Source organism: Actinoallomurus iriomotensis (assembly GCF_030269445.1).
Lineage (GTDB): Bacteria > Actinomycetota > Actinomycetes > Streptosporangiales > Streptosporangiaceae > Actinoallomurus > Actinoallomurus iriomotensis.
This window is the reverse complement of record NZ_BSTJ01000001.1, coordinates 624,469-639,863: the sequence shown is the minus strand read 5'-3', so window position 1 is coordinate 639,863 and position 15,395 is coordinate 624,469. Positions and strand designations below refer to the sequence as shown.

General features: G+C 70.6%; 14 protein-coding genes and 1 pseudogene. 10 read left to right on the top strand and 5 right to left on the bottom strand.

Annotated features, from left to right (window positions below; translation table 11 throughout):
• The first annotated feature begins 57 nt into the window (after positions 1-57).
• Positions 58-1,257 carry a glycoside hydrolase domain-containing protein gene (locus tag QSK37_RS03005; protein WP_285617343.1) on the top strand — a complete coding sequence of 400 codons (1,200 nt, stop codon included), beginning with the start codon at positions 58-60 and terminating at the stop codon, positions 1,255-1,257.
• 8 nt (positions 1,258-1,265) lie between these two features.
• Here QSK37_RS03005 and QSK37_RS03000 read toward each other — a convergent pair whose 3' ends face one another.
• Positions 1,266-2,882 carry a hypothetical protein gene (locus tag QSK37_RS03000; RefSeq protein ID WP_285617341.1) on the bottom strand — a complete coding sequence of 539 codons (1,617 nt, stop codon included), beginning with the start codon at positions 2,880-2,882 and terminating at the stop codon, positions 1,266-1,268.
• A 208-nt stretch (positions 2,883-3,090) separates the two neighbouring features.
• Between QSK37_RS03000 and QSK37_RS02995 the strand changes: the two genes are divergently transcribed.
• From QSK37_RS02995 to QSK37_RS02975, 5 genes are all read left to right on the top strand, one after another.
• Complete coding sequence (locus QSK37_RS02995; protein ID WP_285617339.1) at positions 3,091-3,231, top strand: hypothetical protein; 141 nt, start codon at positions 3,091-3,093, stop codon at positions 3,229-3,231.
• A gap of 180 nt (positions 3,232-3,411) precedes the next feature.
• Positions 3,412-4,800, top strand: a complete 1,389-nt coding sequence (locus tag QSK37_RS02990; RefSeq protein ID WP_285617337.1) for a glycine--tRNA ligase — start codon at positions 3,412-3,414, stop codon at positions 4,798-4,800.
• Positions 4,801-4,865: 65 nt separating this feature from the next.
• Complete coding sequence (locus tag QSK37_RS02985; RefSeq protein ID WP_285617336.1) at positions 4,866-6,158, top strand: SGNH/GDSL hydrolase family protein; 1,293 nt, start codon at positions 4,866-4,868, stop codon at positions 6,156-6,158.
• A 160-nt stretch (positions 6,159-6,318) separates the two neighbouring features.
• Entirely contained in the window at positions 6,319-6,699 is a 381-nt protein-coding gene (locus QSK37_RS02980; protein WP_285617334.1) for a GNAT family N-acetyltransferase, read from the top strand.
• 43 nt (positions 6,700-6,742) lie between these two features.
• Positions 6,743-7,714, top strand: a complete 972-nt coding sequence (locus QSK37_RS02975) for a threonine ammonia-lyase (protein WP_285617333.1) — start codon at positions 6,743-6,745, stop codon at positions 7,712-7,714.
• Here QSK37_RS02975 and QSK37_RS02970 read toward each other — a convergent pair.
• A complete protein-coding gene (locus tag QSK37_RS02970; protein WP_285617332.1) occupies positions 7,684-8,547 on the bottom strand; it encodes a LysR family transcriptional regulator in 864 nt (287 codons plus the stop codon). The genes QSK37_RS02975 and QSK37_RS02970 overlap by 31 nt on opposite strands.
• Positions 8,548-8,617: 70 nt before the next feature.
• On the opposite strand from QSK37_RS02970, the gene QSK37_RS02965 reads away from it, so the two are divergent.
• From QSK37_RS02965 to QSK37_RS02955, 3 genes are read left to right on the top strand one after another with little or no spacing between them, the layout of a single operon-like run.
• A complete protein-coding gene (locus tag QSK37_RS02965) occupies positions 8,618-8,935 on the top strand; it encodes a hypothetical protein (protein ID WP_285617330.1) in 318 nt (105 codons plus the stop codon).
• Positions 8,936-8,992: 57 nt separating this feature from the next.
• On the top strand, positions 8,993-9,730 hold the full coding sequence (locus tag QSK37_RS02960; protein WP_285617328.1) for an SDR family NAD(P)-dependent oxidoreductase: 738 nt from the start codon (positions 8,993-8,995) through the stop codon (positions 9,728-9,730).
• Positions 9,727-10,722 (top strand): amidohydrolase family protein, encoded by a 996-nt coding sequence (locus QSK37_RS02955; RefSeq protein WP_285617326.1) that lies wholly within the window; start codon positions 9,727-9,729, stop codon positions 10,720-10,722. The genes QSK37_RS02960 and QSK37_RS02955 overlap by 4 nt, the downstream gene beginning before the upstream one ends.
• Before the next feature lie 13 nt (positions 10,723-10,735).
• Here QSK37_RS02955 and QSK37_RS02950 read toward each other — a convergent pair whose 3' ends face one another.
• The gene (locus tag QSK37_RS02950; RefSeq protein ID WP_285617325.1) at positions 10,736-11,647 is read right to left on the bottom strand and encodes an SDR family oxidoreductase; all 912 of its coding nucleotides are present in this window, start codon (positions 11,645-11,647) and stop codon (positions 10,736-10,738) included.
• 126 nt (positions 11,648-11,773) lie between these two features.
• Between QSK37_RS02950 and QSK37_RS02945 the strand changes: the two genes are divergently transcribed.
• Positions 11,774-12,361 (top strand): TetR family transcriptional regulator, encoded by a 588-nt coding sequence (locus QSK37_RS02945; protein WP_285617324.1) that lies wholly within the window; start codon positions 11,774-11,776, stop codon positions 12,359-12,361.
• 113 nt (positions 12,362-12,474) lie between these two features.
• Here the strand turns inward: QSK37_RS02945 and QSK37_RS02940 are convergent.
• Together QSK37_RS02940 and QSK37_RS02935 are read right to left on the bottom strand one after the other, a co-directional pair.
• A pseudogene (locus QSK37_RS02940) lies at positions 12,475-13,503 on the bottom strand (sialidase family protein); the annotation flags it as partial.
• Between the two features lie 8 nt (positions 13,504-13,511).
• Entirely contained in the window at positions 13,512-15,314 is a 1,803-nt protein-coding gene (locus tag QSK37_RS02935) for a sialidase family protein (protein ID WP_285617322.1), read from the bottom strand.
• Positions 15,315-15,395 lie beyond the last annotated feature (81 nt).

Here is a 15,395-nt window from a genome sequence, read left to right as displayed (position 1 = left end):
GTCTCCCGGCGGTCCCCATGCCGATCATGGCCGGGACGACGACCACGGGGAGACGCGATGCGACGTGCCGGCCTGCTCGCCTGCCTTCTGGCGGCGCTCGTCCCCGCCCCCGCCGCCCACGCGGACACGACCGTCGACTACCGGGGCCTGCGGATCACCGTGCCCGCCGGCTGGCCCGTGTACCGTCTCGGCCCCGGCTCCACCGAGTGCGTGCGCTACGACCGGCACGCGCTCTACCTGGGCCCGGCGGGCGCGAACCAGCTCTGCCCGGCGCACGTGGTCGGCCGTACGGAGGCGCTGCACGTCGAGCCGCTCACCGAGCAGACGGCCGCGTTCGCCACGGGCATGCTCGGCTCCGTACCCCGGTCGTCCGTGGCCGGAATGCCCGCCGTGACGGTGACCGACACGACGGCGAGGGAGATCCGCGCCGCCGTCCCGGCCGCCGGGGTGCTGATCACCGGCTCGTACGGCGCCGAACCCGGGGCCGCGGACCTGCGGCGGCTCATCGCGGGGATCGCCCCGGCGACCCCTGGCACGGGCACGCCCGCGGGGGAGCGGCGCGCCGACGACCGGCGCCGCCGATGGGTGACCGGCGCGGGCTTCGACACGTGCTCGGCGCCGTCACTGACCGCGATGCGCGCCTGGCGCGACGACTTCCTCGCGGCCAACATCTACATCGGCGGCCCGGCGCGCGCCTGCCCGGACGGGCGGCTGACCCGCCACTGGGTGGAGGCCGTACGGGCGATGGGCTGGCGGCTGATCCCGACGTACGTCGGCCCGCAGGCGCCGTGCACCTCCTCCCACCCGCGCTTCTCCCCGTCGACCGCGGCCCTGGCCGGCCAGCTCTCCGCCGTGGACGCGACGAACCGCGCCGCGGCCCTGGGCCTGCCGGCCGGAACGCCGATCTACATGGACCTGGAGGCGTACGGGCGCAGGCCCTGGTGCCGGCAGGCGGTGCTGACGTTCGTGGACTCGTGGACCAGGGGCGTCCGGGCCCTGGACTACGTGCCGGGGCTGTACAGCAGCGTGGCGTCGGGCATCCGCGACGTCGCCGAGGCGGACGGCATCAGCCGCCCGGAGACCGTCTGGTTCGCCCACTGGGACCGCAGGCCGAACGTGTGGGGCGACCGCCTCATGGACGAGGCATGGTGGGCGGACCACCGCCGGATCAAACAGTTCCGCGGCGACCACGTGGAGAAACACGGCGGCGTGAAACTGAAGATCGACAGCGACGCGGTCGACGGTTACGTCGGCTAGGGCATGCCTCAGAGGTCGAGGGCGTCGAGTTCGCGGTCGATGGTGGCGCCCGGAGGAGCGTCATCGGCACGGACTTTGTATTGAATCGCGCGCCCGAACGGAAGTACGGAACGCGCCGTGCAGAAGACCACGCCCGCGTAATTAGACGTCATCTTGTCGGGCTCGTGGATTTTTAGGGAATATCTCACCGGTGACGTCTTTGACCGGCCGCCCGGATAGAGTTCTCCGTTCATGTCGACACGGTACCTACCGAGCCCATATTCGTCGTACAACCGGATGCGTGGCTGCTCTTTCGCCGCGATCCCGATACTTCTGCGGACATCGCGTGGTTCGAGCACGGCGTGTTTGCCGAGGCCGTTGTCCTGGCGCATCCGGTTCAGGGGCTGCTGGCCGCCTCTCTTGTGGTTCAGGAACTTCTCGCCCCATGGCGACTTTCGCAGTGCTGTGAAGGCGCGTTTCTCCGTGTTCTGAAGCGATCTGCCCAGGCGTCTGAGGAGCGCGGCCACCTTGGCGAGGAACGTTTCCACGCGCTTGATCAGCCTGCCGAGCCGCGTAGCCGCCTCGGCCGACTCCTCGTGTATCTTCGCGACGACCACGATCTCCGAGGTGCCTCCCGTTCCCGCGGCGACGAGTTGCGCCGCCATCCAGTACTTCACCGCCCAGAAGATGACGCCGGCGATGGTTCCTTTGACGATGCCTTCGACGGCTCCCATGATCGAGCTGGTGAGCTGGAGCAGGGAGGCGATCTGATCGGCATTGCGCCCGGTGTCGTCGATTCCGTCCCGCAGCATCGTGAGCCGGTCACGCGCGGCGTCCGCCGCCGATCCGTGCCAGTTTCCATTGGCGAGGCTGGCGTTGAGCGCGGTGGTGAGGTCCTTGGCGAGTTGATGGCAGCCTTGGGCGAGGCTGTCGTAGTTGTAGGCGGCCTGGCCGGTGGCGATGGGGTCCCCGGTCACGCAGTCCGCCAGATATTTCGTCCAGTAGAAGGCGTTCAGCAGGAAGGTGATCCCTGTCTGGACCAGATAGTCGAGTGGGTTGCGGGACATCCAGATCAGGGCCTGCGGGATCTCGAACAGGGCTTGGGTGGCGTCGGCGCCGAGGTTGGCCAGGTCGGTGCTGATGTTGTAGGGGTCGCCGCTGGTCAGGTCACCAATGAAGCGAACGCCGTCCAGCGTGCTCGATCCGAGGGAACCGAGTGGATAAGGCAGCGCTATCATCGCGCCATTGAGGATCCGATGCTCGTTGTAGAAACGGGATGCCGGGTTGAGCTGGCGAAGCGCGCCGGAAGCCGCCGCCTGGTCCTCGCGCACCGAATTCAGCACGTCGAGGCAGTATTCTCCGGCGGCGGAGTAGGTGTCCGCCGAGCGGGCGATGCGGTCCCGGGCACCCGTCAGGGCATCGTTCATGTGCCGCAGATGTTCGCCGAAACCGTTCATCATCGAGGTGCAGCCCTCGCGCAGGTACACCTCGCCGAGCAGCCCCCACGGATGAGTCTCCGCCAGTGATCCGGCCGCCTGACCCGCGGCCTGTTCGAAACCCGCGACCCGCGAGAGCAGAAGATCGATCCCCGAAGCGGCCCGGCGTAGCGCCGCCGAATCGAACACCACCGTGGAAGAAGACTTCAACTCTGCTCCTACAGCCGTGATCCTTGTCCGCCACCGGATCTGGCGATGGGGTTCGATGGCCGCCGAGGGGAGCGTACCGGCCCCCGCTGACGGGGGGCTGACGGCTGACTTCGATGAGGCGACCGGGTCGGCGAAGGGCGTCGGGTGGCCGTTCACCGACTGTTCGCGGGAGGGGTCCCGGACCGCCGGGGGTTAGCGTGGGGCGGAGATGCCGGCCGCCGGTCGCGCCGCCGGTTTCGCCGACGTACGGCACGTCGCGGGCTCCTCGCTCGCCGAGCGCTACTTCGCCGGCCGGGCGGACGGCCTTCGCCCGGCGAGCGGGGAGGACCTGCTGGTGGCCACGGTCTGACGCCGGTGGTGCGCGATGACACTCCAGTGGCGCCACGAGGCGTTTTCGGGGCGTGGCACCACCGGTGGTGTCCTAAGCTGATCCTGGGCGCCGAGACCGTCACCGCAGGTCGGTGAGGTCGGGCGCCATACGTCGTATTTCGCGGAAAACCGCCGACCGCCAGCCGGATGGAGATCACTCATGGCCCGTCGTTCCGATGTGATGGAGACCATCGTCAACCTCAGCAAGCGCCGAGGTCTGGTCTTCCCCTCCAGCGAGATCTACGGCGGGCTGCGGGCGTCCTGGGACTACGGACCGCTCGGCGTCGAGCTGAAGAACAACGTCAAGCGCCAGTGGTGGAAGTCGATGGTGCAGGGCCGCGACGACGTCGTCGGCCTCGACTCCTGCGTGATCCTCGGCCGTGAGGTCTGGGAGGCCAGCGGCCACGTACGCGAGTTCACCGACCCGCTGACCGAGTGCCAGTCGTGTCACAAGCGGCACCGCGCCGACCACCTCGTCGAGGCGTACGAGGCCAAGCACGGCAAGGCCCCCGAGAACGGTCTGGCCGACCTCGTCTGCCCCGACTGCGGCACGCGCGGCGCGTTCACCGAGCCGCGCATGTTCAACGGGCTGCTCAAGACCTACCTCGGCCCGGTGCAGGACGAGTCCGGCCTGGCGTACCTCCGGCCCGAGACGGCGCAGGGCATCTTCATCAACTACTCGCTGGTGCAGCAGGCCGCGCGCCGCAAGCCGCCGTTCGGCATCGGCCAGATCGGCAAGTCGTTCCGCAACGAGATCACTCCGGGCAACTTCATCTTCCGTACGCGCGAGTTCGAGCAGATGGAGATGGAGTTCTTCGTCGAGCCGGGCACCGACGAAGAATGGCACCAGTACTGGATCGACACCCGTTTCCAGTGGTACGTCGACCTGGGCATCAACAAGGAGAACCTCCGGCTGTACGAGCACCCGAAGGAGAAGCTCGCGCACTACTCCAAGCGCACCGTGGACGTGGAGTACCGCTTCGACTTCCCGGGCAGCGAGTGGGGCGAGCTGGAGGGCGTCGCGAACCGCACCAACTACGACCTGTCCACCCACGGCAAGCACTCCGGGCAGGACCTGTCCTACTTCGACCAGGAGAAGAACGAGCGGTACGTCCCGTGGGTGATCGAGCCGGCGGCGGGCGTCGACCGGTGCGTGCTGACGTTCATGATGGACGCCTACAGCGAGGACGAGGCGCCGAACGCCAAGGGCAAGATGGAAAAGCGCGTGGTCATGCGCCTTGACCACCGCCTCGCGCCGGTCAAGGTCGCGGTGCTGCCGCTGTCGCGCAACGCCGACCTGTCGCCGAAGGCACGTGACCTGGCCGCGCGGCTCCGCCGCAACTGGAACGTCGAGTTCGACGACGCGGGCGCGATCGGCCGCCGCTACCGCCGCCAGGACGAGATCGGCACGCCGTACTGCGTGACCGTCGACTTCGACACGCTCGACGACAACGCCGTGACGGTGCGCGAGCGCGACTCGATGGCCCAGGAGCGCATCGGCCTCGACCAGGTGGAGGCCTTCCTCGCCACCCGCCTCCTCGGCTGCTGAACCGTCCTTTAATGCGGTTTTGACGCGCTTTACGCCGTGTCATGACAAACGTACGGTTGTAAGTCATGAGACGAACGCGCAGAGGGAGAACACCGATCGCCGTGGCGGTCGGTGTTCTTCTTGCCGCCGCCCTCGGTGTCACCGGATCCGCGAGCGCGGACGGCGGGTCCCGCGGAGGTGACTGGTTCACCTCGTGGGCGCAGTCCCAGCAAGGCCTCGCGGGCACCACGCTGAACGACCAGTCGGTCCGCATGATCACCCATCTCAGCCAGGGCGGCGACGCGCTGCGGGTACGCGTCCAGAACCAGTTCGGCACCGCTCCGCTCACCGTCGACGCGGTCGCCGTGGCCGTCAGCGGCACCGGCGCCGCCATCGTGGGCGGCAGCCGTCCGGCGACGTTCCCGGGCCCGAACCACCGGTCCACCGGTTCGGTGACGGTCGCGCCGGGCGGCGAGGCGTGGAGCGACCCGATCCGGATCGAGACGCGACCGCAGGACGACATCGCGGTGAGCATGTACGTGGCCGGCCAGGCGACGCCGGGCGTGCACGCCTCCGCCCTGCGGGACAACTACGTGACGGAGGCCGGAGCGGGCGACCACGTCGGCGACGCCTCCGGCGCGGCGTACACCCGGAAGGTCGGCTCCACCTACCTCGTCAGCGCCGTCGACGTCCACAACACTCACCTGCGAGGCACGATCGTGGCCTACGGCAGCTCGGTCGTGGACGGTACGGGCAGCACCAACTGCGGCCCGGGATGCACCGTCACGGGCGACAACCGGCGCTGGACCGACGAGCTGGCCCGCCGCGTCGTCAAGGAACTGCCGGCCCGCCGGCAGGTCGCCATCGCCAACGCCGGCATCGGCGGCACCACCAGCTCACCCGAGTGCGCGAACGAGCCCGCCGGGGTCAGGGGCCTGGAGGGCACCGCGCGCCTGGACCGCGACGTGCTCGCGCTCCACGGCGTGACCGCGGTGATCTACTACTACGGCACCAACGACCTGCAGGACGACTGCACCGCGGACCAGATCCTGCGCAGCTACGACACCGTGTTCGCGCGCCTGCGGCAGGCCGGGATCAAGGTGTACGTGACGCCGATCACGGCCCGGCCGATCTACACCGACCAGATGAACCTCCATCGCTACACGGTCGACGGCTTCGTGCACCGGTGGAACGACTGCAGCGGCCACTGCGACGAGGTCCTCGACTTCGACCAGGTCATCAAGGACCCGCTGCACCCCAACGCGATCAACCCGTCCTACGACAACGGCGACGGCATCCACGCGAACATCGCCGGCCAGCAGGCCATCGCGGACAGCATCTCCCTGCCCCTGCTCGCCCGCTCCGCGACGACCACGTGAGGACCGTGCCCTGAAACTGCGTCCGCTCACCGCCGCGACCGCCGGCGTCATCGAGCACTGGTTCGACGACGCCGAGGTCCGGCGCCGGCTGGGCGACCGCTCGTGGATCCACCGGGAGCGGCGCCTGCTCGGCGAGCGACCCGGCACCGGCTTTCGCGGCATGACCGTCCTGCGGTCGTACGGCTGGGTCGCGTACGACGCTTCGGGACGGCCCGCGGCGTACATCGGCGGCGACGTCTACGACCGGTGGGTGACCTACCGCGGTGAGGGACCGGACGGCCCCCTGCTCTCCGGCGGGGACGCACGCGTCTCGATGGCCCTGATCTGCCTCGTCGATCCGGCCCGCCGGCGCCAGGGCCATGGCCGAGCCGCGATCACCACCGTGCTCGCCCACCCCGGCCTCCGCGACGTCCGGGCGTTCTACTGCGGCATCGACGCCGGCAACCACCCCAGTCGCCGGTGCGCGACCTCCGCCGGCTTCGAACTCCTCGATCCCACTCCCGACTTCGAGGACATCGTGTACTACCGCTACGCGCGTTGACCGCCGGGCGGCGGGATGGCACCCGGCACTACGCTGCTGTCTCGTGCAGCAGACGCGTCTCGACACTGGTCGGATCCGGGCGGCTCGCCGGATGATCGATCCCGTCTTCCTCGACACTCCGCTGTACCGCTGTGAGGCGCTGGAGCCCGGCCTCGGGTGCGCGGTGAGCATCAAGCTCGAAACGGCGAACCCGGTCCGCAGCTTCAAGGGGCGCGGCACCGAGCTCGTCGCGAGCCTGCTCGCCGACAACGGCTCGCGAGCCGCGGTGTGCGCCAGCGCGGGCAATCTCGGTCAGGCCCTCGCCTGGTCCGGTCGCGGCCGGGGGCTCGACGTCACCGTCGTGGCATCCCGCCACGCGACGGTGGCCAAGCTTGATCGCATCCGTGCGCTGGGCGCCAGGCTGGAGCTGGTGGACGGCGACCACGAGCTGGCTCGCGAGCGGGCGGCGGACATCGCGCGGCACGACGGCATCCGGCTGGTCGAGGACAGCCTGGACATCGAGACCTGCGAGGGCGCGGCGACCATCGGCCTCGAACTCGTCGACGCCGCGCCGTCGTTCGACGCCGTACTGATCGCTCTCGGCGGCGGGGCGATGGCCACCGGGGTGGGCCACGTGGTGAAGGCCCTGGCGCCCGACGTCGAGGTGATCTGCGTCCAGCCGCTGGGCGCACCGGCGATGACACACTCCTGGCGCCGGCGGCGTGTCGTCACGACCGACTCGGCCGACACCATCGCCGACGGTGTCGCCGGCCGGTGTCCCATCCCGGCCGTCCTGGACGACCTCCTCCTGGTCGCCGACGACGCCGTCCTGGTCAAGGAGGAGTCGATCATCGCCGGCATGCGGATGCTCCTCGACCACGCGGGCCTCGTCGTCGAGCCGTCGGCCGCGCTCGGCGTCGCGGCGATCCTCGAAGACCGCGACCGCTTCGCCGGCCGGCACGTGGTCAGCATCGTGTGCGGCAGCAACGTCGACGTGGACGCCTATCACCGCTGGGTCGGTGCGGCCACCCTCTGACGATCGCCCAGCGCGGCGGCCACGAACGACGCCACCAGCGGCCGGCGGTCCCGCTCGTTCCAGGCGAGTACGAGGCGGCTGGGCGGCGCGTCGGTCACCGGGACGCAGACCAGGCCGGCCGGCACCGGTTCGACCAGCGAGCGGGGCAGCACCCCGATCATCCGGCTCACCGTGATCATGTGGAGCATCTGGACCACGTCGGCGACCTCGGGACCGGTGCCGTCGCCTCCGGGGACTCCCTTCCAGCGCGGCAGCGTCTCACCCTCCAGGTCGGACATGCGCACCGCGGCACGCCCGGCCAGCCGGTGCCCGGACGGGACGATGACCACGCGGTCCTCGGTGTGCAGCGTCTCGTGGGCCAGGCCGTCGAGGTCGTCGAACGGCACGTAGAGCAGGCCGACGTCGGCGCGGCCGTCGCGTAGGAAGTCGGTGCGGTCGGCGGGACCGCTGAACAGAATGTCCACCCGGCGGGCGTCGGGCTCGTGGGAGTACGCGGCCAGGATTCCGGACAGCAGGCCGGCGTCGCCGCCGGGCTTGAGCACCAGCCGCAGATGCGCCTGGGGATCGCCGGCGCGCCGGGCGTTCCGTACGGCGGCGCTGACCGCGTTGAGCGCGTGCCGCCCGTGTTCGCGCAACGCCGCTCCGGCCGGGGTGAGCTCGACGTGCCGGCTGGAGCGGACGAACAGCGGGACGCCGAGCCGGGCCTCGATCCGCCGGATCGCCTTCGACAGCGCCGGCTGGGCGATGGAGAGCCGGACGGCGGCCCGCCCGAAGTGCAGCTCGTCGGCGACCGCGATGAAGTACTCCAGCTCGCGGGTCTCCAGTTCAACCATGCCTCCAGGTTATCGATGCAGAGCGGACTTGTCTTGGACACCGGCGGGCTGCGTCCCCAAGAATCAGAGCATGGTCAACCACACAATGATCGTCTCCTTCGATCAGCCGCTGCCCGACACCGAGCTCGATCAATATCTCGCGGACATCGAACGGGTCATGCTCGACACCGGTCTCGTGCAGTCGGTCGCGGCCCGGCGCCACATCCCCATCCCCGGCGAGGAGGCCATTCCGGCGCTGATCGCGACTGCGATCGTGCAGGTCGCGGTCGCCGACACCGACACCCTGGCGAAGGCGTTCACCGCGCCCGGCCTGCATGAGGTCATCGACCGCTGGCAGTCGCGGCACCCGTACAAGGTCGCCTGGGCGAACCACGAACCGCTCGTATGAGTGAGCGGAGCGAGCGAATCAAGGAACACAGTGCCTCTGGTCACCGAAGGAGGCCGCATGAGTGAGGGGCGGAGGGCCGGGCTGGTCACCGGCGCGGGCAGCGGGATCGGCCGTGCGACGGCGCTGGAGTTCGCCCGGACTGGCGCCGCGGTCGCCGTGCTGGACATCGACGAGAGCACGGCGGCCGAGACCACCGAGATGATCAGGAAGGACGGCGGGGAGGCACTGACCGTCTTCGTCGACATCGCCGACGAAGCCTCGGTACGGGCGGCCGTCGAGCGCACGGTCACGGCGTACGGCGGCCTCGACTTCGCCGTGAACAACGCCGGCCTGGCCTCGCACCGGCGGCTCGACGAGATGACCCTGGGCGAGTTCGAGCGCGTCGTGCGCGTCAACCTGGCCGGGACCTTCCTGTGCATGAAGTACGAGCTGCCCCTGCTCGGCGGCGGCGCGATCGTCAACGTCGCCTCGAACGGCGGCCTGTACGCGATCCCGAATGCCCCCGCCTACGTGGCCGCCAAGCACGGCATCGTCGGGCTCACCAAGGTCGCCGCGGTCGACTACGCGCCGGACGGCATCCGGGTCAACGCCGTCTGTCCCGGCCCGACCCGCACTGCCGGGTTCGAGCAGTGGGCGGGGGACACCGACCTGATCGCGCGGCAGGAGGCGATCACGCCGCTCGGCCGGCTGGCCACGCCGGAGGAGGTCGCGGCGGCGGCGGTCTGGCTCTGCTCGGACGCGGCGTCGTACGTTACCGGGATCGCGTTGTCGGTCGATGGAGGGCGCCGGGCATGAGGGTCATCGCGGTCGAGGAGCACATGGCCACCGAGGCGTTCCTGGGCGTCGCGCACGGTCTGGACGTCGTGCCGGGCGACGAGACCGAGATCGGGCTGATGCGTACGGTGGAGACCGCTCCGGCCTTCCGCGCCCGGCTCGTCGATCTCGATGCCCGGCTGAAGGAGATGGACGCGCTCGGGCAGGACATGGCGGTGCTCAGCCTCAATCCGCCCGGGGTCCAGCCGTATCCGGCGGCCGACGCGGTGCCGCTGGCCCGGGAGTTCAACGACGCGCTGGCCGCGATCGTACGGCGGCACCCGGGCCGGTTCAGCGGGCTGGCCACGGTGGCGCCGCAGGACCCGGTCGCCGCGGCCGCCGAGATCGAGCGGGCCATGGGCCCGCTCGGGCTCAACGGCATCATGATCAACTCGCACACCGGCGGGCGGTACCTGGACGAGCCGGAGTTCGCGCCGCTGCTGGCGGCGGCCGAGGCGCACCGGGCGCCGATCTACCTGCACCCGCGGGCGCCGAGCATGCTCGACGCCTACCGCGACTACGGGATGCCCGGGGCGATCTGGGGTTTCCAGGCCGAGGCCGGGCTGCACGCCATGCGGCTCATCCTCAGCGGAACGCTGGACCGTTACCCGGAGCTGACCGTCGTGCTCGGGCACCTCGGCGAAGGCATCCCGTACTGGCTGCGGCGGATCGACAACCGGCACGCGTTCGCGGCGCGGACGGCCGGGGCGGCCACGCCGATGCCACGCCTGTCGCTCACGCCGAGCGAGTACTTCCGGCGCAACTTCGTGATCACCACGAGCGGCATCGACGATCCGGACGTGCTCGGGCTGGCCCTGAGCGCGGTCGGCGCGGACAAGATCATGTTCGCGATCGACTTCCCGTACGAGGACCCGGCCGCCGCCGTGGCCTTCCTGCGGGAGGTGCCGCTGACCGACGATCAGCGGACCGCGCTCGGCCACCGTACGGCCGAGCGCGTGTTCGCCATCACTTAGGCCGGGACCGTGCTCAGGGCGTGGGCCCGGTGACGTAGTCGCCGTCCCGCAGGTCTTCGAGCAGGGTCGGATGGGCCGGCGACCAGCCGAGCAGGGTCCGCGTGTGGTCGCTGGAGACGGGGGCGTCGGTGCCGAACACGGCGGCCATGAACGGGTTCTCGAAGTGTTCGGCGGCCTTGTCGGGGGTCAGGGACAGGGTGGGGAGGTCGAGCATCTCGCCGATCTTCTCGGCGATGCTCCTGAGGGTGACGCCGTCCTCGCCGGCGCCGTGCAGCGCGCTGCCGGCGGGGGCCTCCTCCAGCGCGAGCCGGAAGAGGACGGCCGCGTCGAAGCGGTGGATCGTGGGCCAGCGGTTGCCGCCGTCGCCGACGAAGGCGGAGACGCCCGTCTTCCGGGCGGTCGCGATCAGCATCGGGACGAACCCGTAGTCGCCGGGGCCGTGCACGGTGGGCGCGAGCCGGACCACGCTGGCCCGCACGCCCTGCTCGGCGAAGCCGAGACAGGCCTGCTCGCCCGGGATCCGGAAACCGGCGATCGAGTCCGGGTCGGGCGGGTCCTGCTCGGTGCTCACCCGCCCGGCGGGCATGACCAGGGTGCCCGACGTGCTGACGAACGGCTTGCCGGATCCCACCAGGGCCTGGCCGAGCGCCTCGATCGCCGTACGATCGCGCCTGATCAGGTCCTCGGGGTCGGCGAAGTCGCCGCCGAAGGCCATGTGCAGGACGCCGTCGGCCCGCGCCGCGCCGGCCCGCAGGCGGTCGAGGTCCTCCAGCGAGCCGCGGTGCGGCCGGGCACCGAGTCGCTCCAGCCGGGAGGCGGCGGCGTCGGAACGGGCCAGGCCGGTGACCGTGTGGCCGGCCGCGATGAGTTCGGAGACGACGGCGGGGCCGGTGAGTCCGGAACCACCGGTGACGAAGACGTGCACGACGATCTCCTTGAGTCGGGTGAGGTAGCGACAGTGTCTGACGCTATCTCGCCACGCTAGCACGTAACGTCAGACACTGTCGCTACGTGATGACAGCCTCTGTCGCTACCGGGCTATACTGCGGGGATGCCGCGCGATGGAGGACCGGCGCGCCTGCGCCTGCAGCAGGCCGCCCTCGACCTGTACGCGGAACGCGGCTTCGACCAGGTCACCACGGCCGAGATCGCGGCACGGGCGGGCGTCACCGAGCGCACCTTCTACCGGCATTTCGCCGACAAGCGCGAGGTCCTCTTCGACGGTGAGAAGACCCTGCGCGACGCCCTGGCCGCCGGCGTGGCCGGCGCCCCGGAAGGCCTCGCGCCGCTTCCGACCGTCCTGTGGACCCTCCGTACGGTGGTGGTGCCCGTGCTGGAGGGCAACCGCTCCTTCTCCGAGCCGAGGCATCGCGTCATCGCCGCCACCCCGGCACTCCGCGAGCGAGATCAGGCGAAGCAGGCCGTCCTGACCGAGGCCCTGGCGACCGCGCTGCGCGACCGGGGCGCGTCCGAATCCACCGCGTCACTGGCGGCCAACGTCGGCATGGCCGCCTTCGGTCATGCCAGCGTCGCCTGGCTCGACCACCCCGGCCGGAGCCTCGACGAGCTCATCCGCGAGGCCTTCGAGGACCTGCACGGCCTCACCGTCCCTCTGGCCGCCGTCGACGACCCCGTGTGACGGCCGTGGGCGCCGAGGTCGCTCAGCCGGTACGTCGTGAAGGTCAGCTTCGCGTACGAGGACTTGTCACCGTTCTCGTAGAAGACGCCGAACCGGTCCTTCCCGACCATGGCGATCGTGGGGTAGCCGGACAGGCCGGGGTGGATCAGCTTCGCGATGGGCCAGGTCCGGCCGGCGTCGCAGCTCAGCCGTACGGTGAGGTTCTCGCGGGCCAGCTGGCTCGCCGGGTTGACGAACAGCAGCCAGTCGCGGTGCGCGCCCTTCGCCGCCGGGTCGACGCGGATCACGTCGCCGTTGACGTGCGGGTCGATGAGCTGGGGAGCCGCCGCGACCGGGCCGAAGGTCCGGCCGCCGTCACCGGACGTGGAGATGAACCGGTAGCCGCCGACGCTCGGCCGGCTGTTCTGCTCGATGGTGCCGTCGGGCAGCTCGATGGCCTTGCTCTCATCGGTGTTGGCGGCGATCAGCGCGCCGGCGTGCCAGGTCGCGCCGGCGTCGTCGGAGTAGATGTCGGCCGAGTGGGTCAGGCCGTCCGCGGCGAGCACGTTGATCGGCTGGATGAGCCGGCCGGTGCTGGTCTGGACGCCGTGGCCCGACGAGGCGAAGTAGGCATGCCATGAGACGTCTTTGACCTGCGGGTTCAGGTCGGTCGGGGCGCTCCAGGTCAGGCCGTCGTCGTCGCTGTGCCGCACCTGGAGGTGCAGCGTGTTCGGGTCCGTCGTGTCATTGGTGCCGGGCTGCCCGGTGGGGAAGCCGACCTTGCCGGCGCTGTAGTTGCAGAAGAGGAGGATCCTCCCGGAGCGGCGCTCCACGATCACGCTGCTGTCGCCGCAGCCCTGCGGGCCGGGGTAGTCGACGAGGGTCCGTGGCGTGCTCCACGTCGCGCCGCCGTCGGTGCTGCGGACCAGCATCGTGTCGATGTCGTTCGGCAGATCGTTGGCCGACCCGTTGCGGCGGTCGTAGGCGAGCAGGATCGTGCCGCGCCGCGTGACGGCGATGTCGGGGATGCGGTAGACGGTCTGGGGCGGCGAGCCGACGGCGATGTCGGTCCGCGACGGGGCGTCGTGGCGGACGGCGGCCGAACTCGTCGCCGGAACGGCGACCGCCGCGGCGAGCACCCCGGCGATCGCCAAGCGGCTCATTCTGATGTTCATCGGTGTTCTCCGGTCCCGAGGCTGGTGAGGGGCAGTTGGAGCCGCAGGCCGCCGCGGGCGGTCGCCAGCTCGTCGTCGGACACCGCACGGTCGTAGACCCGCACGTCCGAGATGGAGCCGTGGAAGCGGCAGACACCGTCGAGGCGCTGGCCGACGTCGATGCCGTCGATGGTGAACTGCCGGCCCAGGGTCACCGAGCCGCCCGGATCGGCCACCGAGGTGGCCTGGCCGTCGACGCTGATGGTGAGCTCGCCGCCGGTGCGGCGCAGGACGACCTCGTGCCACTGCCCGTCGTTGTACGGCCGCGTCGTGTCGACCACGGCCTGGCCGTTCTCGGTCGCGATGACGCCGCGGATATGGTTGCTCTGCGGTTCGGCGCGCAGCCAGATCTGCGGGGCGCCGCTGCCGACCCGGTACGCCCACAGGATCGTGTGGGTCCCGGTGGTGTCGGAGTAGCGGATCCGCGCCGACCACGTGAAGTCGCCGCCGCCCAGGTCCAGGGACTTGTCCCACGGCACCTGCACGTAGTCGTCGACGCCGTCGAACTCGCTCGCCGTCGTCATCCCGCCGCGCACGTACCCGTCGTTGCCGTGCCCGGACAGGTCGGGCGTCGTCGGGCCGGGCGCGGGCGGCTTGGGCAGGCCCGGGGGAGTGCCGTTGGCGGTGTGAAGGTAGGCGTCGTTGAACCGTGCGAAGCGGATCTGCTCGTACGGCGAGGTCTGCCCGGCCTCGTACAGCAGGCCGAACTGGTCGCTGCCGAGGCTGACCAGGTCGGAGTAGGCGGACGGTCCCCAGTAGATGACCTTGCCGACTTTCTGGAAGTTGCGGCCGTTGTCGGTGGAGGTGCGGACGGCCATGATCTCGCGGGTCACCGGGTGGTCCGGGACGGACAGGTAGATCTTGTTTCCGGCGCGGAGGACCGAGCCCTGCACCTTGGGGGCGTCGATCTTGGGCAGGGTGTGGAAGGGTGCGTCGAAGGTCTGGCCGCCGTCACTGCTGGTGGCGGTGTTGCGGTTGCCGGGGTCGGTGCCGGTGTTGTCGCGGGCGTTGACGTAGATCCGTCCGTCGGCCAGTTCGGTGGTGCTGAGCTCGCCGGGGCTGACGTCGTTGGTGGTGCGGGTGTCGTCGGCGCCGATCTTCCAGGTGAGGCCGCCGTCGTCGCTGTAGTTCAGGTTGCCGCCCTGTGGCCCGCCCTTGAGGGCTCCGCCGCCGCCTTCGTGGTTGGCCGGGATGATGAGACGTCCCTCGTGCGGCCCGTGCTGCAACTGGGTGCCGTGGCCGGGGCCGGTGGCGTACCAGGAGTTCCAGAGCGGCTTGACGACCTCGTCGGTGATGTCGCGTGGCGCGGACCAGGTGGCGCCGTCGTCGTCGCTGTACTGCACGAACGGGCGGCGCCTGGTGACGTCGCTCACCGGGTTGTAGGACGTCATGAGCACGATCCGGCCGGTGCGCCGGTCGACGACGGGGGCCGGGTTGTCACGGGTGTCGCCGTCGCCGGGCAGGACGACCTGGAGGGGTCCCCAGGTGCGGCCGCCGTCGGTGGAGCGCTTGAGCACCAGGTCGATGTCGCCGGAGTCGGCGCAGTTGTTCACGCGTCCTTCGGCGAAGGCGAGGAGGGTGCCGTCGTCGGCGCGGACGATGGCGGGGATGCGGAAGCAGTAGTAGCCGTCCGTGTGCTGGGCGAAGATGACCTGTTCGGTGAACTCCGGCGCGGGCTTGGCGGCCGCGGTGACGAACGGCAGTGCCGCGGCGAGGAGCGCCACGGCCGCCGTACGTCGGGGGGATCCGAGATGAGCCACGCGGGCCTCTCTTTCAGGGCGGGGGTCCCATGCGCAAGATATAGGACGTCCCACGTCCTATATCCTGCTAGCGTCGGACAC

Bases quoted from the DNA above. Each gene is read 5' to 3' on its own strand.
- QSK37_RS03005 (WP_285617343.1), top strand. From the start codon at position 58: ATGCGACGTGCCGGCCTGCTCGCCTGCCTTCTGGCGGCGCTCGTCCCC.
- QSK37_RS02995 (WP_285617339.1), top strand. From the start codon at position 3,091: ATGCCGGCCGCCGGTCGCGCCGCCGGTTTCGCCGACGTACGGCACGTC.
- QSK37_RS02990 (WP_285617337.1), top strand. From the start codon at position 3,412: ATGGCCCGTCGTTCCGATGTGATGGAGACCATCGTCAACCTCAGCAAG.
- QSK37_RS02985 (WP_285617336.1), top strand. From the start codon at position 4,866: ATGAGACGAACGCGCAGAGGGAGAACACCGATCGCCGTGGCGGTCGGT.
- QSK37_RS02980 (WP_285617334.1), top strand. From the start codon at position 6,319: ATGACCGTCCTGCGGTCGTACGGCTGGGTCGCGTACGACGCTTCGGGA.
- QSK37_RS02970 (WP_285617332.1), bottom strand. From the start codon at position 8,547: ATGGTTGAACTGGAGACCCGCGAGCTGGAGTACTTCATCGCGGTCGCC.
- QSK37_RS02965 (WP_285617330.1), top strand. From the start codon at position 8,618: ATGGTCAACCACACAATGATCGTCTCCTTCGATCAGCCGCTGCCCGAC.
- QSK37_RS02960 (WP_285617328.1), top strand. From the start codon at position 8,993: ATGAGTGAGGGGCGGAGGGCCGGGCTGGTCACCGGCGCGGGCAGCGGG.
- QSK37_RS02955 (WP_285617326.1), top strand. From the start codon at position 9,727: ATGAGGGTCATCGCGGTCGAGGAGCACATGGCCACCGAGGCGTTCCTG.
- QSK37_RS02945 (WP_285617324.1), top strand. From the start codon at position 11,774: ATGCCGCGCGATGGAGGACCGGCGCGCCTGCGCCTGCAGCAGGCCGCC.